General features: G+C 73.5%; 23 protein-coding genes. 12 read left to right on the top strand and 11 right to left on the bottom strand.

Annotated features, from left to right (window positions below):
• The coding region (locus tag BG452_RS06700) for a polysaccharide deacetylase family protein (RefSeq protein WP_188303242.1) at positions 1-427 on the top strand (427 nt) is incomplete at its 5' end.
• Positions 428-457: 30 nt separating this feature from the next.
• Here BG452_RS06700 and BG452_RS06695 read toward each other — a convergent pair.
• From BG452_RS06695 to BG452_RS06680, 4 genes are all read right to left on the bottom strand, one after another.
• Positions 458-1537 carry a glycosyltransferase gene (locus BG452_RS06695; RefSeq protein WP_188303241.1) on the bottom strand — a complete coding sequence of 360 codons (1080 nt, stop codon included), beginning with the start codon at positions 1535-1537 and terminating at the stop codon, positions 458-460.
• A gap of 12 nt (positions 1538-1549) precedes the next feature.
• Positions 1550-2494, bottom strand: coding sequence for an NAD-dependent epimerase/dehydratase family protein (locus tag BG452_RS06690; RefSeq protein WP_188303240.1), 945 nt, complete (start codon positions 2492-2494; stop codon positions 1550-1552).
• 22 nt (positions 2495-2516) lie between these two features.
• Complete coding sequence (locus BG452_RS06685) at positions 2517-3641, bottom strand: DegT/DnrJ/EryC1/StrS family aminotransferase (protein ID WP_188303239.1); 1125 nt, start codon at positions 3639-3641, stop codon at positions 2517-2519.
• An 86-nt stretch (positions 3642-3727) separates the two neighbouring features.
• A complete protein-coding gene (locus BG452_RS06680; protein WP_188303238.1) occupies positions 3728-3931 on the bottom strand; it encodes a hypothetical protein in 204 nt (67 codons plus the stop codon).
• A 99-nt stretch (positions 3932-4030) separates the two neighbouring features.
• On the opposite strand from BG452_RS06680, the gene BG452_RS06675 reads away from it, so the two are divergent.
• From BG452_RS06675 to BG452_RS06660, 4 genes are all read left to right on the top strand, one after another.
• Positions 4031-6235 carry an MMPL family transporter gene (locus tag BG452_RS06675; protein WP_188303237.1) on the top strand — a complete coding sequence of 735 codons (2205 nt, stop codon included), beginning with the start codon at positions 4031-4033 and terminating at the stop codon, positions 6233-6235.
• A gap of 317 nt (positions 6236-6552) precedes the next feature.
• Positions 6553-7971 (top strand): sensor histidine kinase, encoded by a 1419-nt coding sequence (locus tag BG452_RS06670; RefSeq protein ID WP_188303236.1) that lies wholly within the window; start codon positions 6553-6555, stop codon positions 7969-7971.
• Complete coding sequence (locus BG452_RS06665) at positions 7968-8642, top strand: response regulator transcription factor (protein ID WP_188303235.1); 675 nt, start codon at positions 7968-7970, stop codon at positions 8640-8642. Before BG452_RS06670 ends, BG452_RS06665 begins: the two co-directional genes overlap by 4 nt.
• 177 nt (positions 8643-8819) lie before the next feature.
• The gene (locus BG452_RS06660) at positions 8820-9473 is read left to right on the top strand and encodes a hypothetical protein (protein ID WP_223241850.1); all 654 of its coding nucleotides are present in this window, start codon (positions 8820-8822) and stop codon (positions 9471-9473) included.
• A 75-nt stretch (positions 9474-9548) separates the two neighbouring features.
• On the opposite strand, the gene BG452_RS06655 is transcribed toward BG452_RS06660, so the two are convergent.
• Complete coding sequence (locus BG452_RS06655; protein WP_188303234.1) at positions 9549-10304, bottom strand: DUF4097 family beta strand repeat-containing protein; 756 nt, start codon at positions 10302-10304, stop codon at positions 9549-9551.
• Positions 10305-10576: 272 nt separating this feature from the next.
• The gene (locus tag BG452_RS06650; RefSeq protein ID WP_188303245.1) at positions 10577-11392 is read right to left on the bottom strand and encodes an SAM-dependent methyltransferase; all 816 of its coding nucleotides are present in this window, start codon (positions 11390-11392) and stop codon (positions 10577-10579) included.
• Between the two features lie 258 nt (positions 11393-11650).
• Here BG452_RS06650 and BG452_RS06645 point away from each other — a divergent pair, with 258 nt between their 5' ends.
• From BG452_RS06645 to BG452_RS06620, 6 genes are all read left to right on the top strand, one after another.
• Complete coding sequence (locus tag BG452_RS06645) at positions 11651-11998, top strand: PRC-barrel domain-containing protein (protein WP_223241849.1); 348 nt, start codon at positions 11651-11653, stop codon at positions 11996-11998.
• Positions 11999-12117: 119 nt separating this feature from the next.
• Positions 12118-12384: a metal-sensitive transcriptional regulator gene (locus BG452_RS06640; RefSeq protein WP_188303232.1), complete on the top strand. Its 267-nt coding sequence runs from the start codon at positions 12118-12120 to the stop codon at positions 12382-12384.
• Positions 12385-12679: 295 nt separating this feature from the next.
• On the top strand, positions 12680-14116 hold the full coding sequence (locus BG452_RS06635) for an endonuclease/exonuclease/phosphatase family protein (RefSeq protein ID WP_188303231.1): 1437 nt from the start codon (positions 12680-12682) through the stop codon (positions 14114-14116).
• Positions 14117-14130: 14 nt separating this feature from the next.
• Positions 14131-16122, top strand: a complete 1992-nt coding sequence (locus tag BG452_RS06630) for a phosphocholine-specific phospholipase C (protein WP_188303230.1) — start codon at positions 14131-14133, stop codon at positions 16120-16122.
• Positions 16123-16227: 105 nt separating this feature from the next.
• Entirely contained in the window at positions 16228-16701 is a 474-nt protein-coding gene (locus BG452_RS06625) for a VOC family protein (RefSeq protein WP_188303229.1), read from the top strand.
• A 4-nt stretch (positions 16702-16705) separates the two neighbouring features.
• Entirely contained in the window at positions 16706-17155 is a 450-nt protein-coding gene (locus BG452_RS06620) for an SRPBCC family protein (RefSeq protein ID WP_188303228.1), read from the top strand.
• A gap of 113 nt (positions 17156-17268) precedes the next feature.
• Here BG452_RS06620 and BG452_RS06615 read toward each other — a convergent pair whose 3' ends face one another.
• The 3 genes from BG452_RS06615 to BG452_RS06605 form a co-directional block, all read right to left on the bottom strand.
• Positions 17269-18516 carry an FUSC family protein gene (locus BG452_RS06615; protein ID WP_188303227.1) on the bottom strand — a complete coding sequence of 416 codons (1248 nt, stop codon included), beginning with the start codon at positions 18514-18516 and terminating at the stop codon, positions 17269-17271.
• Positions 18517-18617: 101 nt separating this feature from the next.
• Entirely contained in the window at positions 18618-19397 is a 780-nt protein-coding gene (locus BG452_RS06610) for a polyprenol monophosphomannose synthase (RefSeq protein ID WP_317620928.1), read from the bottom strand.
• A 140-nt stretch (positions 19398-19537) separates the two neighbouring features.
• Positions 19538-21115: a N,N-dimethylformamidase beta subunit family domain-containing protein gene (locus BG452_RS06605; RefSeq protein ID WP_411292890.1), complete on the bottom strand. Its 1578-nt coding sequence runs from the start codon at positions 21113-21115 to the stop codon at positions 19538-19540.
• A 389-nt stretch (positions 21116-21504) separates the two neighbouring features.
• On the opposite strand from BG452_RS06605, the gene BG452_RS06600 reads away from it, so the two are divergent.
• Entirely contained in the window at positions 21505-23406 is a 1902-nt protein-coding gene (locus BG452_RS06600) for an APC family permease (protein ID WP_188303226.1), read from the top strand.
• Positions 23407-23423: 17 nt separating this feature from the next.
• Here BG452_RS06600 and BG452_RS06595 read toward each other — a convergent pair whose 3' ends face one another.
• Both BG452_RS06595 and BG452_RS06590 read right to left on the bottom strand, forming a co-directional pair.
• Positions 23424-23690 carry a GlsB/YeaQ/YmgE family stress response membrane protein gene (locus tag BG452_RS06595; protein WP_188303225.1) on the bottom strand — a complete coding sequence of 89 codons (267 nt, stop codon included), beginning with the start codon at positions 23688-23690 and terminating at the stop codon, positions 23424-23426.
• Positions 23691-23830: 140 nt separating this feature from the next.
• Positions 23831-24166: HEAT repeat domain-containing protein (locus BG452_RS06590; protein WP_188303224.1), on the bottom strand; the 336-nt coding region annotated here is incomplete at its 5' end.

Below are 24166 nucleotides of genomic sequence, written 5' to 3'. Positions count from 1 at the left end.
CCCGGCCCGCGACCTGCGCGAACTGCGCCGCGCCACCGAGGCGGTGACCGACCTGTGCGGCGCCCGCCCGCACTGGTACCGACCGCCGTACGGCGTGCTGACGGCCGGTGCCGCGCTGGCCGCCCGCCGCCTCGGCCTGCGCAGCGTGCTGTGGACCGCGTGGGGCCGCGACTGGACGGCCGAGGCCACCGGCGACTCCGTCTACGCGACCGCCCGCCCCGGCCTCACCGCCGGCGCCACCCTCCTGCTGCACGACTCCGACTGCACCTCCGCCCCCGACTCCTGGCGCGCCACCGTGGCCGCCCTCCCGCTGATCGCCGCCCACTGCCGCACCCAGGCCCTCACCCTCGGCCCCCTGCGCGACCACGCCGTCCCGTCCCGCCCCTCGCCCGCGGCGCACGCCAGCCGGTCTTCTGCTGCCCGGTGACCCCAGGTCCGCAGCGGCTGACGACCCCGGCTACCCCAGCCCGACCCGCTCCAGCGCCGCCCCGAACCCCTTCTGCCAGGCCTCCGGGGTGGCACCGGGCGAGGGTTCGGGTGCCGGCCTGCCCAGCGCCGCGAGGGCGTTGCGGACCACCTCGGCCGGGCGGGCGGTGGCGACGTCGGCGTGGCCGAGCTCCAGTTCGTGCTGGAGGTTGTCCCGGCCGTGGCCCTGGACGACGTCGAGCAGCAGCAGCCGGCGTCCGATCGCCCGGGCCTCGCTGCAGGTGTCGCCGGAGCTGGTGACGACCAGGTCGGCGGCGGCCATCAGGGCCGGGATCCGGTCGGTGTAGCCGAAGGCGTGCAGTCGCGGCTGGTGGCGGGCGGCCGCCCGCAGCCGGCGTTCGAGTTCCTGGTTGCGCCCGGCCACGGCGAGCACGTGCGGCCCCGCGGCGGCCAGCGAGGCGGCGGTGTGCGCGATCGGCCCGAGCCCCCAGGAGCCGGACATCAGCAGCACGCACCCGGCATCCGGCGGCACGCCGAATTCGGCGCGGGCCGCGGCCCGCGCCGGTGGCCGGTAGAACGGCCGGCGCAGCGGCGCGGGGAGGACGCACACGGAGGCGTCGGGCCGGTAGCGGCGCACGGCGCAGGCGGCGACCTCCGAGGTGACCAGGAACAGGTCGGTGCCCTCCTGCACCCACAGCCGGTGCGGGGTGACGTCCGTGCAGAACACGAAATGCCGGAAGTCCCGCCGAGGCAGCCGGTTGACCGCCGAGGTGGCGGTGGCGAACACCGAGACCACCAGCTGCGGCCGCTGCGCCCGCACCAGTTCGCCCAGCGCCGGGACGAGCCGGCTGCGGGCGGCCGCGTCGGCGAGCAGCGCGAGCCGGGCACCGGGGCGCAGCGCGGCGAAGTGGAAGGCGTCGTAGACCCCGGGCAGGTCGAGCAGCCGCCGGAAGACGGCCTCCCCGGCGGCGCCCGACCGCTGCCCGAGCAGGGCCATGGCGTCCACGGTGCCGGTGGTCCAGCCGCGTTCCCGCAGGGTGTCCGCGCACGCCTGGGCCATCACGTCGTGGCCCTGGCCGAGCGAGCCGGAGACCAGCAGGGCGTGCGGCATCGGGCGGCCCGGTCAGCCGGCGGCGGGTGTGGCGGCGGCGGCCCGGTACCAGTCGGCGTAGCGGTGCACGCCGTCGGCGAAGTTGGTCTTCGGCGACCAGCCGAGCAGCCGTTTGGCCTGGGCGGAGGAGATCCGCCGCCCGGTGTAGTCGGCCTTGCGCCCGTCGATGTGCTCGATGCTGACCGGTCCGAGCAGCCGGTCGACGGTGTCGGCGATGTCGCGCACCGAGACGGCGGTGGAGCCCTCCAGGGCGAAGGTCTGGTCCTCGGCGGCCGGGGAGAGGGCCCGGACGTGGGCGTCGGCGAGGTCCTCGACGTAGACGAAGTTGCGGCTCTGCCGGCCGTCGCCGGCGATGGTGATCGGCCGCCCGGCCAGGGCCGCCTGGACGAACCGGGCGACGACCAGTTCGTCGCGCATCCGCGGCCCGTACGGGATGCCGTAGCGCAGGATGGTGAAGTGCTGTCCGTACAGCTCGCGGTAGCTGTGCACGAGCATCTCGGCGGCGAGCTTGGTGGCCACGTACAGGTGCCCGCTGTGTTCCAGCTCGATCGGCACGTGTTCGTCCAACTCCTGTTCCCCGCCGTCGAGTTGCTCGTCGGTGAGGGCGGCGCCGTAGACCCACACGGTGCTCGCCAGGACGGTGCGGCTCAGTCCGCTGCGCCGGGCGGCCTCGAGCACCGCCTCGGTGCCGTCGATGTTGGTCCGCACGGCCCGGACGGGGTCGGCGGAGACCTGTTCGACGTCGGCCATCGCGGCGAGGTGGTAGACGACCTCGCTGCCGGCCAGCGCGGAGGTCAGCGCGGGCAGGTCGAGGACGTCGATCCGGGCGTGTTCGGCGTCGGGGTTGAGGTACTTGTCGGTGGTGTCCACGGCGAGGACCTCGTGGCCGGCCGCGATCAGGTGGTCCACGACGTGTGAGCCGATGAACCCGCAGCCCCCGGTGACGGCTATCCGCACGGTCTTGCTCCTTTCGCTCCGGCTACCCGGCCATCCGCCGGTGCACCGTCGAGACGGCCTCGATCACCAGCTCCGTCTCGTCCTCGGTCATGTCGGAGTGCACCGGCAGGCAGACCTGTCGGGCGCAGACGTCCTCGGCCACCGGCAGCGGCCCGCCCCGGTAGGGGGCGAGCACCGGCTGCAGGTGCAGCGGCAGGTCGTACACCTCGCCGGACAGCCGCACCCCGTACTCCTCGGCCACCGCCCGCTTGAAGGCGGGGCGGTCGACGCCGGGCGCCAGCAGCGCCACGTACTTGTAGTAGTTGCCGCGGCTGCCGGGCGGTTCGAGCACCGGCCGCAGCCCGTCGACGCCGGCCAGGGCGTCGTCGTAGCGGCGGGCGACGGCCCGGCGGGTCTCGATGAACTCCTTGAGCCGGCGCAGGTGCACCGTGCCGACGGCCGCGTGCAGCTCACTCATCCGCCAGGAGTAGCCGAGCCGGACGTGGTGGTTGGCGCCGAAGGAGCCCTTGCCCTGGTCGCGGTGGATCCGGGCCTCGTCGCGCAGCTCCGGCGACTCGGTGAGGATCATGCCGCCCTCGCCGCTGGTGGTGACCTTGGTCGGGTAGAAGGAGAAGGCCCCGGCCAGGCCGAAGGTCCCGGCGGCGCGCCCGCCCAGGCTGCTGCCGTGGGCGTGCGCCGCGTCCTCGACGAGCGGGACGCCGTGCCGGTCGCAGAGCGCGCGCAGGGCGTCCACCTCCGGGGTGACCAGTCCGCCGATGTGGACGAGTACGACGGCTGCGGTATCCGGGGTGAGGGCCGCGGCGAGGGTCTCGGGGGAGAGCGCGAGGGTGGCCGGGTCGACGTCGGCGATCACCGGGCGACCGCCCGCGTGGATCACCGCGCCGGCCGTGGCGTAGAAGGTGACGGCGGGGACGACCACGTCGCGGCCGCGGACGTCGACGGTGCGCAGGATCACCTCCAGCGCCGCCGTGCCGCTGCTCACCGCGATGGCGTGGGAGGCGCCGTGCTCGGCGGCGAAGGCCTGCTCGAAGCGCTCGGTCCACGGGCCGAGGGTCAGGGCGCCGGTGGTGAGCATCTCGGTCACGGCGTCGGCGACGGCCGCGCGGTCGTTCTCGTCGAACACGATGCGGGCGGCGGGCACGCCCATGGGGCACCTCCGGCGGCGGGCTGGAATCAGCACCGATCGGGACGGGTCGGCCCGGACCGGGTGGAAACGGTCAGGCCAGTGGCCCATCACGCTACTTCGCCGGGGCGGTCGCGGCCCGCCGTCACCCCCGCACGGGTGACCTGCGGCTGCTCCCGCCGCAGGCCACCGGCCGCCCCCGGCTGCTCCCGGGGGAGGCCGCGCGCTCCGCCGTACGGGGGAGGGGCGTACTGCGTCCGCAGTACGCAGACGGCCTGCGCAGAGATGACGACGGAGGAGGGGGTGCTGACCAAGGATTGGTCATGCTGCGAGCGGACCGCCTCCGTGCATCCGTGACCCGCACCCGTCCCCGTCCCGCATCTTCCGTCGAATCCGAAGGAGCCCGCTCTCCCGTGGCCACGTTCCTCTACCGCCTGGGCCGATGGGCCTTCGTCCGGCGCCGGCTGGTGACCCTGCTCTGGGTCGCCGTGCTGGCGCTCGCCGGAGTCCTGGCGGCCAAGGCGCCCGCCGCACCCGACGACGGATTCTCGATGCCCGGCACGGAGGCGCAGAAGGCCTTCGACCTGATGAACGAGCGCTTCCCCGGCGGTCACGCCGACGGCGCCTCGGCCCGCCTGGTGTTCGTCGCGCCCTCCGGGCAGAAGATCACCGCCGGGCCGAACCAGCAGGCCGTCGAGAAGACGGTCGCCGAACTCGCCCACGGCGAGCAGGTCACCGGCGCGGTGGACCCGTTCAAGATGCCGGGCGCCGTCTCCAAGGACGGCTCGACGGCCTACGCGACGGTCAACTACTCCGCCAAGGCGGGCGAGGTGTCCAAGGGCGCCACCGACGCCCTCCAGCAGGCCGCCCAGCACGGCCGGGACGCCGGGCTCAAGGTCGAGATCGGCGGCAACGCGCTGATGGCCAAGCCCGACGCGGGCGGCAGCAGCGAGGCGATCGGCATGGCGCTGTCCGCGGTCGTCCTGGTGATCACCTTCGGCTCGCTGGTCGCCGCCGGCCTGCCGCTGCTCACCGCCGTCATCGGCGTCGGCCTCGGCATGTCGCTGATCACCGCGTTCGGCAGCGCGCTCGGCCTCTCCTCGACCACCGGCACGCTCGCCATGATGCTGGGCCTCGCGGTCGGCATCGACTACGCCCTGTTCATCGTCTCCCGCTACCGGGCCGAGCTCGCCGAGGGCCGCACCCCGCAGGAGGCGGCCGGCCGGGCCATCGGCACCGCCGGCTCCGCGGTGGTCTTCGCCGGCCTCACCGTGGTGATCGCCCTGGCCGGGCTCTCCGTGGTCGGCATCCCGCTCCTCGCCAAGATGGGCATGGCCGCCGCCGGGACGGTCGTCATCGCCGTGCTGGTCGCGCTCACCCTGGTGCCCGCGCTGCTCGGCTTCATCGGCCGCAGGGCGCTGCCCCGCAAGGTCCGCAAGGCCAAGGGCGAGGCGCAGCCGGCCGGCACGAAGGAGAACGGCGGCGCCCGCTGGGCCCGGTTCATCGTGCGCCGCCCGCTCGGGGTGCTGCTGCTCGGCGTGGTCGGCCTCGGCGTGCTCGCCGCTCCCGCGCTCGACCTGCGGCTCGGCCTGCCCGGCGACGAGGCCAAGCCCACCTCCACCACCCAGCGGCGGGCCTACGACCTGCTGTCCGAGGGCTTCGGCCCGGGCTTCAACGGCCCGCTGACCGTCCTGGTGGACGTCAAGGGCACCGCGGACCCGAAGGCCGCCGCCGGCCAGGTCGAGAAGACCCTCTCCGGCGTGCCCGGGGTGGTCACCGTGACGCCGCCGATGTTCAACAAGGCGGGGGACACCGCCCTGGTCAGCGCCATCCCGGCCACCGGTCCGGCCGAGGCCGCGACCAAGGACCTGGTCCACACCATCCGCGGCCAGGCGGCCGGGCTCAAGGCCTCCACCGGGGCGACCGTCCTGGTCAGCGGTACGACGGCGATGAACATCGACGTCTCGCAGAAGATGACCGACGCACTGCTGCCCTACCTCGCGGTGGTCGTCGGCCTGGCCGTCCTGCTGCTGATGGTGGTCTTCCGCTCCGTCCTCGTCCCGATCAAGGCGGCGCTCGGCTTCCTGCTCTCGGTGGCCGCCGCGCTCGGCGCGGTCGTCGCGGTCTTCCAGTGGGGCTGGCTGGCCGACCTGATCGGCGTGGAGCAGACCGGCCCGGTGATGAGCATGATGCCGATCTTCCTGATCGGTGTGGTCTTCGGCCTCGCCATGGACTACGAGGTGTTCCTGGTCACCCGGATCCGCGAGGGCTTCGTCCACGGCGAGCAACCGAACGAGGCCATCGTCACCGGCTTCCGGCACAACGCCCGGGTGGTCACCGCGGCCGCCTTCATCATGATCGCCGTCTTCGCGGGCTTCATCGGGATGAGCGAGCCGATGATCAAGATGATGGGTCTGGGCCTCGCCGCCGCCGTCGCCTTCGACGCCTTCGTGGTCCGGATGACGATCGTCCCGGCCGTCCTCGCCCTGCTCGGCCGCCGCGCCTGGTGGCTGCCGGGCTGGCTCGACCGCCTGATACCCGACGTCGACGTCGAGGGCAGCAAGCTGCACACCGCCGCCCCCGAGCCGGCACCGGTCAAGGAGTCGGTCACCGTCTAGGCCCGGCACCGCCCGGTACCGCCCGACAGCCGTCGGCCCCGGTACCGGTACCGGTACCGGCACCGCCCGGCCCGGCCCCGGCACCCCTCGGGCCGGGCCCGGAGCCACCGGACCGGGCCTCCCACCAGGGCGGCCCGGTCCGGCGCAGGTCGGCTCGGACACCGGTTCAAGCCCCAACCGTTACCGTTGCTGTCAGGGCCGCCGCCCGCGCGGAGGCCCCCACTCGGCGCCCCGCACCCCACCGGGCGCGGCGCGACACCGACTGGCAGAACCCGGCGAGGGTGCGGCCAGGGCACCCCGACCCGGAGAGCAGGACCATGAGCGACACCTGGCAGCGCCTGCGCCGCGAGCACCCCCGGTTGCTCGACGTCGCCGGTGGCGTGGCCCTGATCGGGGTCACCGCCCTCGGCGCCACGGTCGACCAGACCAGCGGGCGCTTCGCCCCGGTCGACCCGGCCACCTGCCTCCTCGCCCTGATCGCCGCCGCCGCCGTGTTCTTCCACCGCCGCCACCCGCGCGCGGTGGTCGCCGTCACCCTGCTCTCCACCATGATGCTCACCTGGACCAGCCCCCGGCTCACCCCGATGCTGGCCACCCCGCTGCTGCTCGCGCTCTACTTCCTCGCCGTGCGCACCGACCGCGCCACCGCGCTGCGCGCCTCGATCCTCACCGCCGTCCTGCTCACCGGGATCTCGCTGGTCTTCGGCCCCGGCGGCCCGATCGGCGAGCGGATCAGCGTCCTCGCCTGGGCCCTGCTGCCCGGCGCCCTCGGCGACTCCATCCGCAACCGCCGCGCCCACCTCGCCGCGATCGAGGAACGCGCCGAGCGCGCCGAACGCACCCGCGAGGAGGAGGCCCGCCGCCGGGTCGCCGACGAGCGGATCCGGATCGCCCGCGACCTCCACGACGTGGTCGCCCACCACATCGCCCTGGCCAACGCCCAGGCCGGCATCGCCGTCCACCTCATGGACAACCACCCGGTGCAGGCCCGCGAGGTGCTCAGCCACATCACCGACGCCACCGGCTCCGCCCTCCAGGAGCTGCGGGCCACCGTCGGCCTGCTGCGCCGCGCGGAGGAGCCGGCCCCGCTCGAACCGGCCCCCGGCCTGGACCGGCTGCCCGAGCTGATCAACACCTTCGAGCGGGCCGGCCTGCCGGTCCGGCTCACCGTCGAGGGCGAGCCCCGCTCGCTGTCGCCCGGCGTCGACCTCACCGCCTTCCGGATCGTCCAGGAGTCGCTGACCAACGTCGCCAAGCACGCCCACGGCGCCGACGCCGAGGTCACCCTCTCCTACAGCGGCAGCCGGGTGGCCGTCAGCGTCGCCAACGGCCGCCCGAGCAGCCCCGGCCGCCCCCGCACCGCCCTGCTGCCCCCGCCCGCCCCGGGCGAGAGCGGCTTCGGCCTGATCGGCATGCGCGAGCGGGCCGGCGCGATCGGCGGCCGCCTCACCGCCGACCGGCGGCCCGACGGCGGCTTCCTGGTCACCGCCGAACTCCCGCTGCGCACCGGCGCCAGGGAGGACATCGGGCCGCGGTCGGAGGGCACCGCCCACCCCGACGGCGCGACGCCACCGGACGCCGCCGGCCGGCCGGACGGTACGGCCCGCCCCGACCACGTCGGCCGTTGGGGCTGCGTCGCCCGCTCCGGCGATTCCGCCCGCTCCGCCGATTCCGCCCGCCCCACCGGCTCCGCCCGACAAGATCGCGCCATCCGAAAGGACAAGGACCACGCATGACCATCCGCGTGCTGCTCGCCGATGACCAGGCCCTGCTGCGCGGCGCCTTCCGGATGCTGATCGACGCCGAGGAGGACATGGAGGTGGTCGGCGAGGCCGCCGACGGCCGGGAGGCGGTGGAACTGGCCCGCGCCACCAAGCCCGACATCGTGCTGATGGACATCCGGATGCCCGGCGCCGACGGCCTCGGTGCCACCGCCGAGATCTGCGCGGACGAGGAGCTGTCCGGTACCCGGGTGCTCATCCTGACCACCTTCGAGATCGACGAGTATGTGGCCCAGGCGCTGCGCGCGGGCGCCGGGGGCTTCCTCGGCAAGGGCGCCGACCCGAAGGAACTGCTCGCCGCCGTGCGCACCGTCGCGGCCGGTGATGCCCTGCTCTCGCCGGCCGCCACCCGGGCCGTGATCGAGCAGTTCCTCGCCCAGCCCGATCCGGCCGCCGCCGCGCCCGTCGAGCGGCTCGCCGTCCTCACCGCCCGTGAGCGCGAGGTGATGTCGATGGCCGCCACCGGGCTCACCAACGAGGAGATAGCCGAGCGGATGTTCGTCAGCCCGTTCACCGTCCGTACCCATGTGCACCGGGCGATGGCCAAGCTGGACGCCCGGGACCGGGCCCAACTGGTCGCGATCGCCTACCAGTCCGGCCTCGTCCCGCCCGGCCGTCCCTCCTGACGGGTGGTCATCCCGCGCCGTACCGCACCGACGCGCTCCGAACCGGCTGCCACGACCGTGAACTGAGGGGACGTCAAGCCTTCGTCCCGGAAGCCGTTCAAGATCCGGTCCTGGCTGAAAACCGACTCCGAACGGGTGTATCAGCGAGTAGTCTGCCGATGACTCAGAATGAGGAGGATGTTCGTGGAAACCAAGGACACGGCCGGCGAGGTGCGGATTCTCCAGCCGTTGCCCGAGCGCGCGGGGGACGGATCGCAGGCGTTCGAGCTGCGGCTTTCACGTCTGCTCCGCGTGCTCGGGGCCGAGGTCGCGTCGGGGGCGGACTACCCGAGCGCGGCCCGATGGGAGGTCCACAAGGCGCTCGCCGGGCGCTCCGAGCTGCCCGAGGAGTACTTCGAGCCGCTGCTGGAGGCGGCGGTCCACGACCCCAACCCGAGCTTCAACCGCCGCCTGGTCGAGCCCGCCCTGGTCGCCTTCGGCCAGCGCCGGGTCCGGCTGGCCCTGCTCGGCTACCTGCGGACCGGTACCAACCCGGAGCGCGCCGGTGCCGCCCGGGCCTGGTACTGGACGGCGCTGACGGTCGGCGGCGGCCGGAACGCGACGGCCGACGAGGGCGCGATCGTCCGCGACAGCTGGAACGAGGCCGCGCTGCGGGAGTTCGTCGGCAACGAGGACCTGGACGTCCGCCGCTGCATCCTGCCGGGTCTGCCGCTGGTGCCGCGCGCCTATCCGGCCGAGCTGCACGCCCTGGTGGAGGTGGCCGTCACCATCGCCCGGTCGCACCCCGACGAGTACATCCGCCACCGCGCCGAGCTCCAGACCGGCCTCTGACCTTCGGGCACACCCGCTCCGGGTACGCCCGTCGAGGTGCGTGCCCGGAGCGGCAGTCGCCGCGGGCCGTCCCGGTCAGCCGGTCTTGACGGTGATGTCGCCGATGTCCGTCCCCAGGTCGAGCTTGAACGTGCCGTTGGGGTCGTTCTGGACCCCGATGTGCTTCTCGCCGATGTCCGTGCCGGCGCTGACGTGGTAGGAGCCGGTCGGCACGGTGACGTGGATCTCGCCGTTGGAGGTGGTGGCCTTGATGTCCTGGGCCTTGCCGGGGGTGAGGTTGATCCCGCCGTTGTCCGTCTTGGCCTGGATCTTGTCGCCCTTGAGTGAAGTGCCCTTGATCTCACCGTTGTTGGTGCGCACGTCGACCGAGCCCGAGGCCTGGTCGACCGAGATGTCACCGGAGTCGGTGTGCACCGAGACCTCGCCGACCTGGGAGAGGTGGATCCCGCCGGCGGAGGTGCTGCCGCTGATCGAAAGCCCGGCGGGCAGCTCGACGGTGTAGTCCACCGAGCAGTTGTGGCCGCAGCCGCCGAGCACCAGGGTCCCGCCGTCTACCCGGGTGGTCGTTCCGGGCTTCCCGCTGTGGTAGGTGACCTTCCGGTGGACGGAGACGCCTCCGGCGCCGGACTTGCCGTGGACGGTGACGTCCCCGGAGGAGTTGTCGAGCTTGACGGCGGTGACCTTGTCCGAGACGGTCGCGTCGTCGCTGAAGGACGTCCCGACCGGATCGCAGGCGGTGAGCACCCCGATGGCGAGCCCGGCGACCACGACGGCCCCGGCGTAGCGGCGGTAGGTGTGGCGTCGGTGGGCGTAACGGCGGTAGTGGTCCATGGTGGTTCCCCCCAAGTCATGCGCGTTCATCGCGTGCTGACCCCGTGTCGACCGCCCCGGTCCGGGGCCGTCCCGACGACAGTAGCCGGGGCGTTGGCCCGGGTCGGTGGTAAAAACCCCCCAATCCGGGGTCCCGCCAGCACCACCCCGGGCCGCCCCCGGCCCGATGCGAGAGCCCGCCGTCGAGCCCGCCGCGAGCCCCCGCCGTAGGAGCCCGCCGCGAGCCCCCGCCGTAGGAGCCCGCCGTGAGCCCCCGCCGTCGAGCCCCGCCGTCAGGGCTTGCGCGCGACCGCGCCGTACATGCTCACCCGCTCCGCGCCCGGGGCCGGTGCCGCCCCGGGTCGCCAGAGCGGGACGGTGACCACCCCGGGGTCGAGCAGCTCCAGTCCGTCGAAGAAGGCCCGCACCTGCTCCCGGCTCCGGCCGACCAGCGGCGCGGTGGCCCTGTCGTAGACGCCGGTGACCCGGTCGCGCACGGCGGCGGGGATGAAGTCGGCCGTGCCGTGGGAGAGCACCAGGTGGCTGCCGGAGGGCAGTGCAGCCAGCAGGGTGGCCACCGCCCGGTACGGCTCGTCCTCGTCCCGCAGGAAGTGCAGCACGGCCGCCAGCACCAGCCCGACCGGCCGGGAGAAGTCCAGCAGCCCCTCGGCTCGGACGGCGTCCAGCACCGCCGCAGGGTCCCGCAGGTCGGCCTGCAGCACGGTGGTGCGGCCCGGTCCGGCGCCGGCCATCAGGGCGCGGGCGTGGCTGAGCACGATCGGGTCGTTGTCGACGTAGACGACCCGGGCGGCCGGGTCCGCGGCCTGGGCGATCTCGTGGGTGTTGCCGGCGGTGGGGATGCCGGTGCCGATGTCGAGGTACTGGTCGATGCCCAGCCCGGCGACGCAGCCCACCGCCCGGGTCAGGAAGCCCCGGTTGGCCCGGGCCGTGGCGCGGAACTCGGGGTTGGCGGCGAGCGCCTTCTCGGCGGCGGCGCGGTCGGCGGGGAAGTTGTCCTTCCCGCCCAGGTAGTAGTCGTACATCCGGGCCGGGTGGGGGATCTCGGGCCGGAGGTCGGCCGCGACCTCCGGAGCGCCGGACTCCCACATGCTCTCGTACCCCACGGCTGCCGCCCCTCTGGCCGTCCCGGCCGGGGAGATCCCCGGGCGAGCTGTTCCCGAACGTTGGCGGACAGCCTAAAGCCCAGGTCAGCGCCCTGGTGGCGGTTGGCCGGCTCACCCCTGTATGTCCCTTTCGTCGCGCCCCGGCGTCCGTCCCGGCGCAGGATGGGAACTCCGGGGGTCGAAAGACGGCGGGGGACCATGGGGAGCGTCCGACACGGGAGGTCCGAGGCCATGGGAATCGCTATGGCAGACATCCGCGAGTGGCGGGGTCAGGACGTGGTCGACGAGAACGGCAAGCGGATCGGCACGCTGGAGTCGGTCTACGTCGAGACGTCCACCGACGAGCCCTTCTTCGCCACCGTCACGATCGGCGTGATCGCCAAGCGCCGGCTGGTCTTCGTCCCGTTGGAGGGGGCGGTGGCCGGTCCGGCCTATCTGCGGGTGGCGTATCCGCGGAGCAAGGTCAAGGAGGCCCCGGCGATCGGCACCGACGACATCCTGCCGGCCACCGACGAGCCCGAGGTGTTCGCCTACTACGAGCTGCCGTACGCGACCGGCGCCGGGGGCGAGCGCCGGCTGGCCCGCCGCTGATCGACGGCCCTGCGCGACGATCTCCGCGACGAACTTCGCGACGAACTCCGCGAGCCGGGAATGAATACCCCTCCGGGTACACTTGTCCATCGACAGTCGATGTGAAAGGCGGCCCGGACATGCAGGTGGACGAGGAGGCGGTCGGCGCGGTCCTGAACCGACTGCGGCGGGCCCAGGGCCAGTTGGCCGGGGTGATCGCGATGATCGAGGCGGGCCGGGACTGCAAGGACGTGGTCACCCAGCTCGCCGCCGTCTCGCGTGCCCTGGACCGGGCCGGATTCAAGATCGTCGCGAGCGGTATGCGCCAGTGCATGGCCGCCGCCGACGAGGACGCGGCGCCGATGAGCGAGGCCGAACTGGAGAAGCTGTTCCTCGCCCTGGCCTGAGCCCTGCGCCAGGCCCCCGGCCTGGCCGGCCACACGCCCCCCGAGGGCCGCGACGGATCGTCCGTCGCGGCCCTCCGCGCATGTCCGGAAGTGCTTGCGCCACGGAGTTCCCGAACCGCCCGACGCTCCGTCACACGCCGTTCACGTTCCGGTCGCCGGCCTTCGGGTGAATGAGCCCGCCCACAGTTGTACAGCCAACTGTGGGCGTTCTCCCTCCCCGCCTCCATGACCAGCCGCGCGCGGCTCCGGCACCGTCCCCCGGCGGACCGGACCCGCGGCGGCGGACAGGACCACCGTGGCCGCAGGCAGCGCCCTGACCCTGACCTCATCCAGCAGCCCCGCCGAAGGCGACCGGCTCACCTTCCACTGGAGCACCGACGCCCCCGACGCCAAGAACTGGGTCGGCGTGTACGACGGCAGCCGCCGGCCCGGCACCGGCTCCTCGCTGGTGTGGAAGTACGTCCCCGGCACCTCCGGCGATGCCCAGCTCGACACCTCCGCGCTGACCGGCGGCCCGTACACCGCCTACCTGCTCGCCAAGGACGGCTACGGCATCCTGGCCCAGACCGCCCCGTTCAGCTTCCGGCCCAAGCCCGCGGTCGTCCCCCCGCATGCGGCCGTCGACTCCTTCACCGCCACCCCGGTCGCCCCCGGCGCCGCCGTGACGATCAAGCTCGGCGGGCTCTGGTCCCGCCCGGCCGGCAACGCCCCCGGCTCCGCCGCCTACCGCAAGCTCGGCGGCGCGGCCTGGGCCTCGGTCGCCGCCGACGGCACGCTCACCGGCACGGCGCCCGCCACCGCCGGCCGCAACCCCGAGCTGGTCGTGGTCGGCGTCAAGGACAGCACCGGCGCCACCGACACCGTCACCGTGCTCGTCCCCGTGGTGGCCCCGGCCGCCCCGCCGCGGCTCAAGGCCGCCAGCTGGAACCTGCACCAGGCCGGCTCCGGCTACACCGACGCGCTGGAGAAGCAGCTGCGCGTCGTCCTCGCCCAGGGCCTGGACGCGCTCGCCCTGCAGGAGACGGCCGGCGAGCGGGCCAGGACCCTGGCCGACGCCCTCGGCTGGTACGCCCACCAGAGCCCGGGCAGCGTCGGTATCCTCAGCCGCTACCCGCTCACCGAGCTGACCCAGGCCACCGCCGAGCTGCCCGCCGTCGCGGCCACCGTCCAGCTGCCCGGTGGCCGCGGCGTCCGGTTCTGGGCCGCGCACCTCGACGAGGCGGGCTACGGCCCGTACGCGATCCAGGACGGCGGCACCGCCGCCCAGGTGCTGGCGGCCGAGAACGCCTCGCCGCGCGTCAAGCAGGCCAAGGCGCTGGCCGCCGCCGTGCGCGCGGACCTCGCCCGGGGCGTCCCGGTGGTGCTGGCCGGCGCGCTGTCCTCGCCCTCCCACCTGGACTGGACGGCCGGCACCGCCGCCGCCCACCAGGGTGTCGGCCCGCTCGCCTGGCCGGTCACCACGGAGCTGCGGGCCGCCGGACTGACCGACACCTTCCGCGAGGAGAACCGCGACCCGGCGAAGGCCCCGGGCGTCACCTGGTCGCCCACCCGCAAGCGGCGCGGCGATCGCCCCGAGCCGCAGGACCGCATCGACTCCGTCCACTACGCCGGAGCGCTGAAGCTGGTCGAGGCGCACACCCTGGTCGCCGACTGGCCCCAGCCGGAGCCGAACACCGCCGCCAACGAGTGGCCCTCCGACACCGCCGCCGCCGTCGCCACCTTCCAGCTCTGAGAGGCCAGTTCGTGATGCCCGAGCTCTCCCGCCGCACCTTCGTCGGCGCCTCCGCGGCCGTCGGCGCCACCGCCCTGACCGGCCTGTCCGCCACCCGGGCCGACGCCGCCCCCGCTCCTGCCACCGAGGGCGCCACCGCCCTCACCGGCACCCTCAAGGACGTCCGGCACGTCGTCGTCCTGATGCAGGAGAACCGCAGCTTCGACCACTACTTCGGCACCCTGAACGGTGTGCGCGGCTTCGGCGACAAGCAGGCGCTCCAGTTCCCGGACGGCACCGACGTGTTCCGCCAGCCCGACGGCCGCCGCAGTGACGGCGGGGTGATGCTGCCGTACCGGATGGACACCTCGAAGTACAACGCGCAGAACGCCGGCGGCCTGCCCCATGACTGGGCGACCGGCCACCAGGCCATCAACAACGGCGCGATGAACAAGTGGATCGCCGCCAAGGGCGAGCGCACCATGGGCTACTTCACCCGGGACGACATCCCCTACCAGTACGCCCTGGCCGACGCGTTCACCCTCTGCGACGCCTACTTCACCTCGCTGGCCGGCCCCACCGACCCCAACCGGCTCTACCTGTGGACCGGTACCTCCGGCCCCGGGCGGGACGGCACCACCGGCCCCTGGATCGACAACACCCCGGTCACCGACAACCCCGTCGCCGACTGGACCACCTACGCCGAGCGCCTCCAGGCGGCCGGCGTCAGCTGGCGGGTCTACCACAACCCCAGCAAGGACGACCGCACCGGCGACTACGACGACAACGCGCTCTCCTACTTCAAGCAGTTCCACAACTTCCCGCAGGACGACCCGCGTTACCTCAACGCGATGACCAAGTTCGACCCCGCCGACTTCGACCGCCACTGCAAGGACGGCACCCTGCCGACCATCTCCTGGCTGGTCGCGCCCTACCTGTTCTCCGAGCACCCGGAGGCCGGCCCGGCCTACGGCGCCCACTGGGTCAACCAGGCGCTGCAGTCGCTGATGTCCAACCCGGACGTCTGGCAGCACACCGTCTTCCTGGTCATGTACGACGAGAACGACGGCTACTTCGACCACATGGTCCCGCCCACCCCCGAGCCCGGCACCCCCGAGGAGTTCACCCAGGGGCGCGCCATCGGCCTCGGCAACCGCGTCCCGCTCTGGGTGGCGTCCCCCTGGTCGCGCGGCGGCTGGGTCAACTCCCAGGTCTTCGACCACACTTCGGTGCTGCGCTTCATGGAGCTGGTCACCGGCGTGGCCGAGCCCAACATCTCCGCCTGGCGCCGGGCCGTCTGCGGCGACCTCACCAGCTGCTTCGACTTCGCCGCCCCGGACCTGTCGCTCCCGAAGCTGCCCGACACCAACGCCCTGATGGCCAGGGCCGACGCGGGCGCCAAGCTGCCCGGCGTCGCCCTCCCGGCCGCCGGCACCCAGTCGATGCCGGTCCAGGAGCGCGGCGAGCGCCCGCACCGCCCGCTGCCCTACCAGCCGTGGGCCGACGTCGCGGTGGACCGCCTGACCGGCAAGGTCACCTGCACCATGAGCAACGACGGCTCGGTGGCCTTCCCGTACACCGTCTACCCGAACATCCTGCTCCCCTTCGCGGGCACCCCCTACACCGTCGCCCCCGGCGCGAACGCCACCTACGTCTGGGACGCCGCCGCCACCGACGGCCGCTACGACTTCACCGTCCACGGCCCGGACGGCTTCGTGCGCCGCTTCGCCGGGACGGTCGTCCGGGACGGACAGGACGGCCAGAACGACATCGGCGTGCCGATCGTCACCGCCGACCTGCACGGCAGCCTCAAGCTCACCCTCCAGGTGGCCAACGACGGTCTGACGGACGTGGCCTTCACCGCCGCGCCCAACGACTTCGCGGGCAGCGCCCAGACCGTGTGGGTCAAGCCCGGCAAGCAGTTCAACCTGGACTGGCCGCTGGACAAGCAGGGCCGCTACGACGTCGTCGTCACCGCCCACACCGGCCAGCGCTTCGTGCAGCGCTACGCGGGCTGGGTGCACTGACCCGGAGCGCACGGACCGGAGGCCGGTCCGGCCGGGGGCGCCGATCCGGTGACCCCCGGCCGTGGCTCGGCCACCGCGACCGGGCTCGCCGTTACCGTCGGGCGCATGCAGAAGATCACCACCTTCCTCTGGTTCGACGACCAGGCCGAAGCGGCCGCCGCCCTCTACACCTCGTTGTTCCCCGACTCCCGGATCACCAGGGTCACCCGCTACGGCGAGGGCGCCCCCGTCCAGGCCGGCTCGGTGATGACCGTCGAGTTCGAACTCGCCGGCCGGCCCTACACGGCTCTCAACGGCGGCCCCGAGTACCGCTTCACCGAGGCGATCTCGCTCCAGGTCGAGTGCGACGACCAGCGGGAGGTCGACGAACTCTGGGCGAAGCTCACCGCCGACGGCGGCCAGGAGGGTCCGTGCGGCTGGCTCAAGGACCGCTTCGGCCTTTCCTGGCAGATCACCCCGCGGGTCCTGCTCGACCTGATCGGCGACGAGGACCGGGCCAGGGCCGACCGCGTGATGGCGGTCATGCTGCGGATGCGGAAGATCGAGATCCAGCCGCTGCTCGACGCGGCCAGGGGCTGAGCCCGTGACCGCCTTCAGCCACCGCGGCATCGTCTATCTGCGCGCCACCCCGGAGCGGGTCTGGCACGCGCTCACCAACGCCGACGAGTCCGGCCTGTACTGGGGCCACCGCAACGTCTCCACCTGGCTGCCCGGCGCGCCCTGGGAGCACCAGCGCGCCGACGACTCCGGGATCGCCGACGTGATCGGCATCGTCGAGGTGTCCGACCGCCCGCACCGCCTGGTCACCACCTGGGCCGGGCCGGAGGGACGGCGCCCCGGCGGGCCCTCCCGGGTCACCTTCGACCTCCGGCACTGGCAGGACCTGACCCGGCTCACCGTCACCCACGAGAACCTCGCGGACGAGCCCGAGCGGGCGGACGCCGAACGGGGTTGGTCGGCGGTGCTGTCCAACCTCAAGACCTACCTGGAGACCGGCCACCCGCTGCCGCAGCAGCCCTGGCTGATGCCCTGATGCCCTGATGCGCTGGCGCCCAGATGCGCTGAAGTCCTGAAGTCCTGAAGTCCTGATGGCCTGGTGCGTCGATGTCCTGATGCCGTGGTCTCCGGATGCCCCGGCGCCCCGGATCAGCGCCCGGCCCCCGCCGCCGGGCGCTCCCGTTCGCCCCGGCGTCCGACCCGCACCGCGCGGCGCAGCCGGGGCAGCGGGGAGAACCGCTCCCGGTTCGCCAGCGAGGCCCGGTCCAGCTCCTCCATCAGCCGCCGACTGCGGTGCTCCAGATCCAGCTCGTCCAGGATCCGGTCGACCTCGGCCAGCATCGAGCCGTGCAGCTGCCAGGCCTCCGGGTGCTCCTGGACCTTGCGCAGCAGCACCTGGGCGACGTTCTCCCGGCAGGTCAAGGCCGCCGCCAGCTCGGCCGTCAGCCGCTCCTCGGCCTCTTCGGCGTTGCGGCTCACCTGGGTGGTGACCAGCACCGCGAAGCTGACCATCGCCCCGCCGACGTGCGCCAGCAGCTCCTCCAGCCCGACCGCGACCTCCGGCGGGAACAGCCGCTCCTCGGGCCCGCGCCGCTTGGCCAGGTCGGTCAGCGAGCGGGCCAGCACCCGGATCACCACCACGCAGATCTCCAGGGTGTCCAGCCCGGTGCGCAGCACCAGCCGGGAGAGCAGTCCCTCGCTGATCCGGGGGTTGAACCGCAGGCTGTCCTCGGCCTGGCGCAGCGCCGCGTCCACGTCCGTGATCGCCTGGTCCAGCCGGCGGGCCTCGTGCAGCCGCTCGGCGGCCCGCGCCACCGGCGTCGGCCGGCCCAGCTGCTCGGAGATGTCGAGCAGCAGCTGACGGGCCCGCCGGGCGAGGTCCTCGATCGACTCCCCGGCTGTCTCCACCCAGACCGGCGGGGCGAAGAGCAGGTTGAACAGCAGGCCGACGGCCGCGCCGATCAGTGTCTCCAGCACCCGGTCCCAGGCCTGGGAGGTCAGCTTGGTGACGCCCAGGATCAGCATCGCGCTGATCGCGACCTCCTGGACGAACTCCTCGACCCGGACGAACCGCCCGATCACCAGCGAGGCCAGGATGACCAGCCCCAGGCTCCACCAGGAGAGCCCGACCACGGCGCTGAAGCCGATCGCGATCAGCACCCCGACCACCACCGAGACGACCCGGCGGATGCTGGTCTTGAGCGTCGAGTAGACGGTGACCTGGACCACCAGCAGCGCGGTGAGCGGCGCCGTCAGCGGGGCGGGCTCGCTGCTGAGCCGGGTGGCCACCGCGTACGACAGGGTGGCGGCCACGGTGGCGCGCAGCGTCTGGACGGCGAACGGGTCTCGGGCGCCGCGGCGGACCAGGGCCGTCAGGGACTCCGGGAGAAGGGGCATGAGAGCCTTCTTTCCCCGTGACCGGGGCTCACACAGCCCGTTGCCGCAGGGACTACTCGTCCAGACCCGCTCGTGCGGAGCTGGGCCCGGCCGGAAGAGGCCTAGCCCTCGCGGTTGAAGCGCAGTTTCCAGGGGGCGAGGGCGGACTCCATCTGCACTCCGAGGCTCATCTTCGAGGCGCCCTCGATCCGCTCCTCGAAGCGGATCGGCACCTCGCGGATGGCCAGCCCGCGCTGGATCACCCGGTAGTTCATCTCGACCTGGAACGAGTAGCCGTTGCTCCGCACGGTCGGCAGGTCGATGGCCCGCAGGGCGCTCGCCCGCCAGGCCTTGAAGCCCGCGGTGGCGTCCCGGACGCCCAGGCCGAGGATCGCGTTGACGTAGAAGTTGGCCCAGGCGGAGAGCGCCTTGCGGTGCCACGGCCACTCCTCGGCGGTCGACCCGCCGGGCACGTAGCGGGAGCCGAGCACCACGGCGGTGTCCTGGTCGGCCAGCAGGGTGCCGACCATCGCGGGTATCGCCGAGGCCGGGTGCGAGAGGTCGGCGTCCATCTGGATCACCACGTCGGCGCCCTCGTCCAGGGCCCGGGCCATGCCGGCCAGGTAGGCGCGGCCGAGGCCGTCCTTCTCGGTGCGGTGCAGCACGCCGACGGTGCCCCCGGAGTCGGCGGCGAGCTTGTCGGCGATCTCGCCGGTGCCGTCGGGGGAGTTGTCGTCGACCACCAGCAGGTGCAGCTCGGGCACCGCGAGGTCCGCGAGGAGCCCGGCGAGGACCGGAAGGTTCTCCCGCTCGTTGTACGTGGGGACGACGACAACGACCTTCGGGGAGGCCTCGACCATGTTCTGTTCCCTCGTGCCCTCGCCGGCCGGCATCACTGCCATACCGGTCGGTTGTCCTGGACGACCTGCGCTGCTGTGAGACCGTGCGAGTGTAGCCGGATCAGCGGTCCCCGCCCGCCCGGGGGGCGCCCGGGGCGGGGCCTGGCCGGGGCAGGGAAGACCGGTTCGACCGCGATGGACCGCTACGCCGTGCCGTAGACGGCGGCCAGGTTGTCCTGGGCGGGGTGGGTGCGTCCGGCCGGGCCGACGGCGAAGGCGCGCAGGACGTTCTCGGTGACCTTGCGGACCACGTCCCCGGCGTGGGAGTCGATGCCGTGGTCGGCCTTGCCGCCGCCGGGGCCGCGCGCGTCCAGGGTCTCCACCCAGCGCATCGTCCCGCTGGCGAAGACGCCGGCGCCGCTCGGCACGGTGTAGTACGCGGTGTCGGAGTGGGAGCGCCGACCCTCGCAGACCACCGGGGAGTGGGCGATCACCTCGATCGGGCGCGGGGTGGGGAAGCCGGTGTCGACCCGGTCGTACTCGACGCCGACCAGGTGCGGGAAGGACGCCCCGGCCGTCACGCCCGTCCCCTCGAAGGCCCAGTGCCCGGGTGAGGTGACCACGTACGGGGCGTCCACCGGGTAGCCGTCGTAGATCACGCCGAGCATCGAGCTCTCCGGGTCGGCGCCGGGGCCGGCCCGGAAGTCGGTGGTCGCCGGGGAGCCCGCCTGGTAGCCCGGGTCCTGCGCCCAGGCGGCCTTGTAGCAGACCACCGTGCGGTCCGGCCCGAGCTCGGTGGGCTCGAAGCGGATCCGGCGGAAGCAGCAGTTGGCGCCGAGGATCGCCAGGTTGGTTCCGGCGTCGCGGGCCGTCACCACGTGGGCGCGCTGCTCGGGCGACCAGTACTCGTCGTGGCCGAGCGAGAGGACGGCGCTCGCCCCGCGCAGCAGCCCCGGTTCGCGGGCCACGTCGATCCCGGTGGTGTACGCGAGCGGCAGCCCGAGCCGCTCGGCCAGGGCGATCAGCGGCGCCTCGTAGACCAGGAACAGCCCGGCGCCGTGGTCGTAGTCGTACGGCCGGTCGAAGACCACCCGCAGCGAGCGGGTGGCCAGGCCGCCGGTCGGGCCGTTGTAGAGGCTGTAGCCGCCCCACTCGTTGTAGGCCTGCCAGGTCGCCGGGGCGCTCATCACCACGGTCTTCCCGGCGGTGCCCGCGGAGCGGACGGTGAGCGGGACGTAGCTGCGCCCGGAGCCGTCCTCGGCGTCCAGGCGCAGCAGGTAGGCGCCCTCGGGCCAGCCGGCGGTGTCCACGGTGAGGGTGCGCTGCCAGCCGGTCAGCACGGTACGGGTGACCTGGTCCACGTGCGCGGCCGCCTGCTTGGCGCCGGGGACGTGCTCCCGGCGCCAGACCAGCCGGGCCCGGGCGCCCCCGTACCAGCCCATCCGGTAGGCGGAGACGGTGAAGGCGGCGGCGGGGGTGGAGACGTGCAGGCCGAAGGACTCGCCGGGCAGCACGCTGACCCGGTCGGCGAAGCCCTCCACGGCACCGGCCCGGCCGGGGTCGGTGATCTCCCAGTCCGGGTTGCCGGGCAGGGACTGCTCGTTCGGGGGGTCGCCCTTCAGCCCGGTGTGCTGGGCGGCGGTGGGTGCGGCGCTGCCGGGGGTGCCCTGGGCGTGGGGTGTGGGGTCCGGGGCGGCGCCCGGCTGTCGGGCGCCGCAGGAGGTGGCGGTGGCCGCCAACAGGCCCAGGCCCAGGATTCCCCGCCGACTCGGTTCCGCCACCGCTGTCTCCCTGCCGTCCGTCGCCGGTCCATGGGCGCCTCGACCTCACGAGTCAACATCGCGGGTCAACGCGCGCGGACATCTATACCCCTTTCGGGTGGGGCTGGCGCACCGCCGCGCCGGAGCCGCGGGCCACGGCCGGGCGGCGGACGCCACCCGGGAGGGCCGGACGGGCGCATCCCGGCGTGTTGGCCCGCGCGATCGCCGGTCCGGCCCGGCCCGGTCCCCTAGCCTGACCAGGCCCGCCGTCCGGCGGCCTTGGGGGTCCGGAACCGTGCGGCGGCCGGCCGAAGTCATGGACAGGGGTGTACGTGGGATCGTCGGGTTCGGCCGCACCGGGAACAGCCTCTTCGGCTCCGTCGACGCGGGGTGCCAGGTTCCGGGCGTGGATGCTCGAAGGCCTCGCGGACATGGCCAAGCAGCACCCCGGTCCGCACGCGGAGGCGCCGGCCGAGAAGGGCGCGCACTGGTGGCGGGTCATGTGCCTGACCGGCCTCGACTACTTCTCCACCCTCGGCTACCAGCCCGGCATCGCCGCCCTCGCGGCCGGGCTGCTGTCGCCGATCGCCACGATCGTCCTGGTGCTCGTCACCCTGTGCGGCGCGCTGCCGGTCTACCGGCGGGTGGCCGTCGAGAGCCCGCACGGCGAGGGCTCGATCGCCATGCTGGAGCGGCTGCTGTCGTTCTGGCAGGGCAAGCTCTTCGTGCTGACCCTGCTCGGCTTCGCCGCCACCGACTTCATGATCACCATCACGCTGTCGGCCGCGGACGCTACCGCCCACCTGATCGAGAACCCGCACCTGCACAGCGCCCTGTCCGGCAAGCAGGTGCTGCTCACCCTCATCCTGGTGGCCATGCTCGGCGCGGTGTTCCTGAAGGGCTTCGGCGAGGCCATCGGCCTGGCCGTCGTCCTGGTCGCGGTCTACCTCGCGCTCAACGTCGTCGTGGTGGCCAACGGCATCTGGCACGTCCTCAAGGAACCGCACCTGTTCGGCGACTGGACCGACGCGCTCACCGCCGAGCACGGCAACGCCTTCGCGATGATCGGCGTGGCGCTGATCGTCTTCCCCAAACTCGCGCTCGGCCTCTCCGGCTTCGAGACCGGCGTCGCCGTGATGCCCCACATCGAGGGCGACCCGGACGACACCGAGGACAAGCCCACCGGCCGCATCCGCGGCGCCCGGCACCTGCTCACCACCGCCGCCGTGATCATGAGCGTCTTCCTGATCGCCACCAGCTTCATCACGACCCTGCTCATCCCCCCGGACGCGTTCAAGAGCGGCGGTCCGGCCAACGGGCGAGCCCTCGCCTACCTCGCCCACGAGAACCTGGGCAGCGCCTTCGGCAGCATCTACGACCTGTCGACCATCGCCATCCTCTGGTTCGCGGGCGCCTCCGCCATGGCCGGACTGCTCAACCTGATGCCCCGCTACCTGCCCCGCTACGGCATGGCCCCGCACTGGGCCCGGGCGGTGCGGCCGACGGTGATCGTGCTGACCCTGATCGCCTTCCTGGTCACCTGGCTGTTCGACGCCAACGTCGATGCCCAGGGCGGTGCCTACGCCACCGGCGTGCTGGTGCTGATCAGCTCCGCCGCGGTCGCCGTCACCATCGCCGCCCGCAAGGCCCAGGAACGTCGCTGGGCGATCACCTTCGCGGTGATCGCCGCCGTGTTCCTCTACACCACCGCCGTGAACATCGCCGAGCGGCCGGACGGCGTCAAGATCGGCGCCTGCTTCATCGCGGGCATCATGCTGGTCTCCTTCCTCTCCCGGCTCAAGCGCGCCTTCGAACTGCGCGTCACCGACGTGGTCCTGGACGACGTCGCGGAGCGCTTCGTCCGGGACTACACCCACCGCCCGCTGCGCCTGATCGCCAACGAGCCCAACGGCCGCGACCTCGCCGAGTACCGGGACAAGATCCACCAGATGCGCAAGGACAACGACATCCCGGCCGAGGACGACCTGGTCTTCGTCGAGGTCACCGTGCTCGACCCGTCCGACTTCGAGGCCGAACTGACCGTGCGCGGCGAGGTGCTGCACGACCGCTACCGGGTGCTCGCACTGCAGAGCTCCAGCGTGCCCAACGCGCTGGCCGCGCTGCTGCTGCAGGTGCGCGACCTCACCGGGCAGCGGCCGCACATCTACTTCGAGTGGACCGAGGGCAACCCCTTCGCCCAGTTCCTGCGGTTCTTCCTGTTCGGGCAGGGCGAGATCGCGCCGGTCACCCGCGAGGTGCTCCGCGAGGCCGAGCCCGACCGCGGGCGCCGGCCCGCGGTGCACGTGGGCTGACCCGGGCCGACGCCTGGTCAGCGGCTTCGGCTCTTGCTCCAGGCGGGTGCGACGAAGGCCACCAGGGCGACGGCGAAGCCGAGTTGGAGGAGGTGACGGATCCAGTCGATGCCGGAGGTGTGGCGGACGCCGATCCAGCCGGAGACGGCGTTGCCCAGCAAGGCCCCGGCGGCGCCGAGCAGCATGGTCAGCCACCAGGGGATCGACTGCGGCCCGCGCAGGATCAGCTTGGCGAGCACGCCGAGCACGAAGCCGATGAGCAGAATCCACAGGAGCTGGAACATCGCGGTCCACCTTCCCGGCGCGGTCGGAGTGGACCGGCGCGCCGAATCGCCGAAGACACGGTTCGTCCCATGATCACCCGGTTCGGCCGTTCGGGCACCTCGGGTGCCGGGTGCGCGTCTCCTGGGGGTCCCCGGCGGATTCAGGGCTCCCGGACGTCCGCGACGGCCTCGCGGACGTCCGGGTGCGGATCCTCGGCGAGAGTGTCCAGCAGTTCGGCGACGCCGGGGGAGGACCAGCCCTGGACGGCCCAGACCAGCTCCCCGCGGACGGTCGGGTCGGGGTGCGCGGCCAGCGGGGCGAGGCGCTCCACCGGGCCGCGGCGGCGCAGGCCGAACCAGCGCAGGGCGGCCCGCAGCGCGTCCGGATCGCCGGGTTCCCCCGCCGCCTCGATCCGGGCGAGCAGGACGGGTACGGGCGGCGGCGGGCCGTCCAGCGGGTGCGGATGGCGCTCGCGCAGCCGCCGCCCGCCGTACCC

The sequence above is a fragment of the Streptomyces sp. CBMA123 genome (genome assembly GCF_014596465.1).
Lineage (GTDB): Bacteria > Actinomycetota > Actinomycetes > Streptomycetales > Streptomycetaceae > Kitasatospora.
Note: the sequence above shows the minus strand (reverse complement) of the source record. Positions and strands in the feature narration are given on the sequence as shown.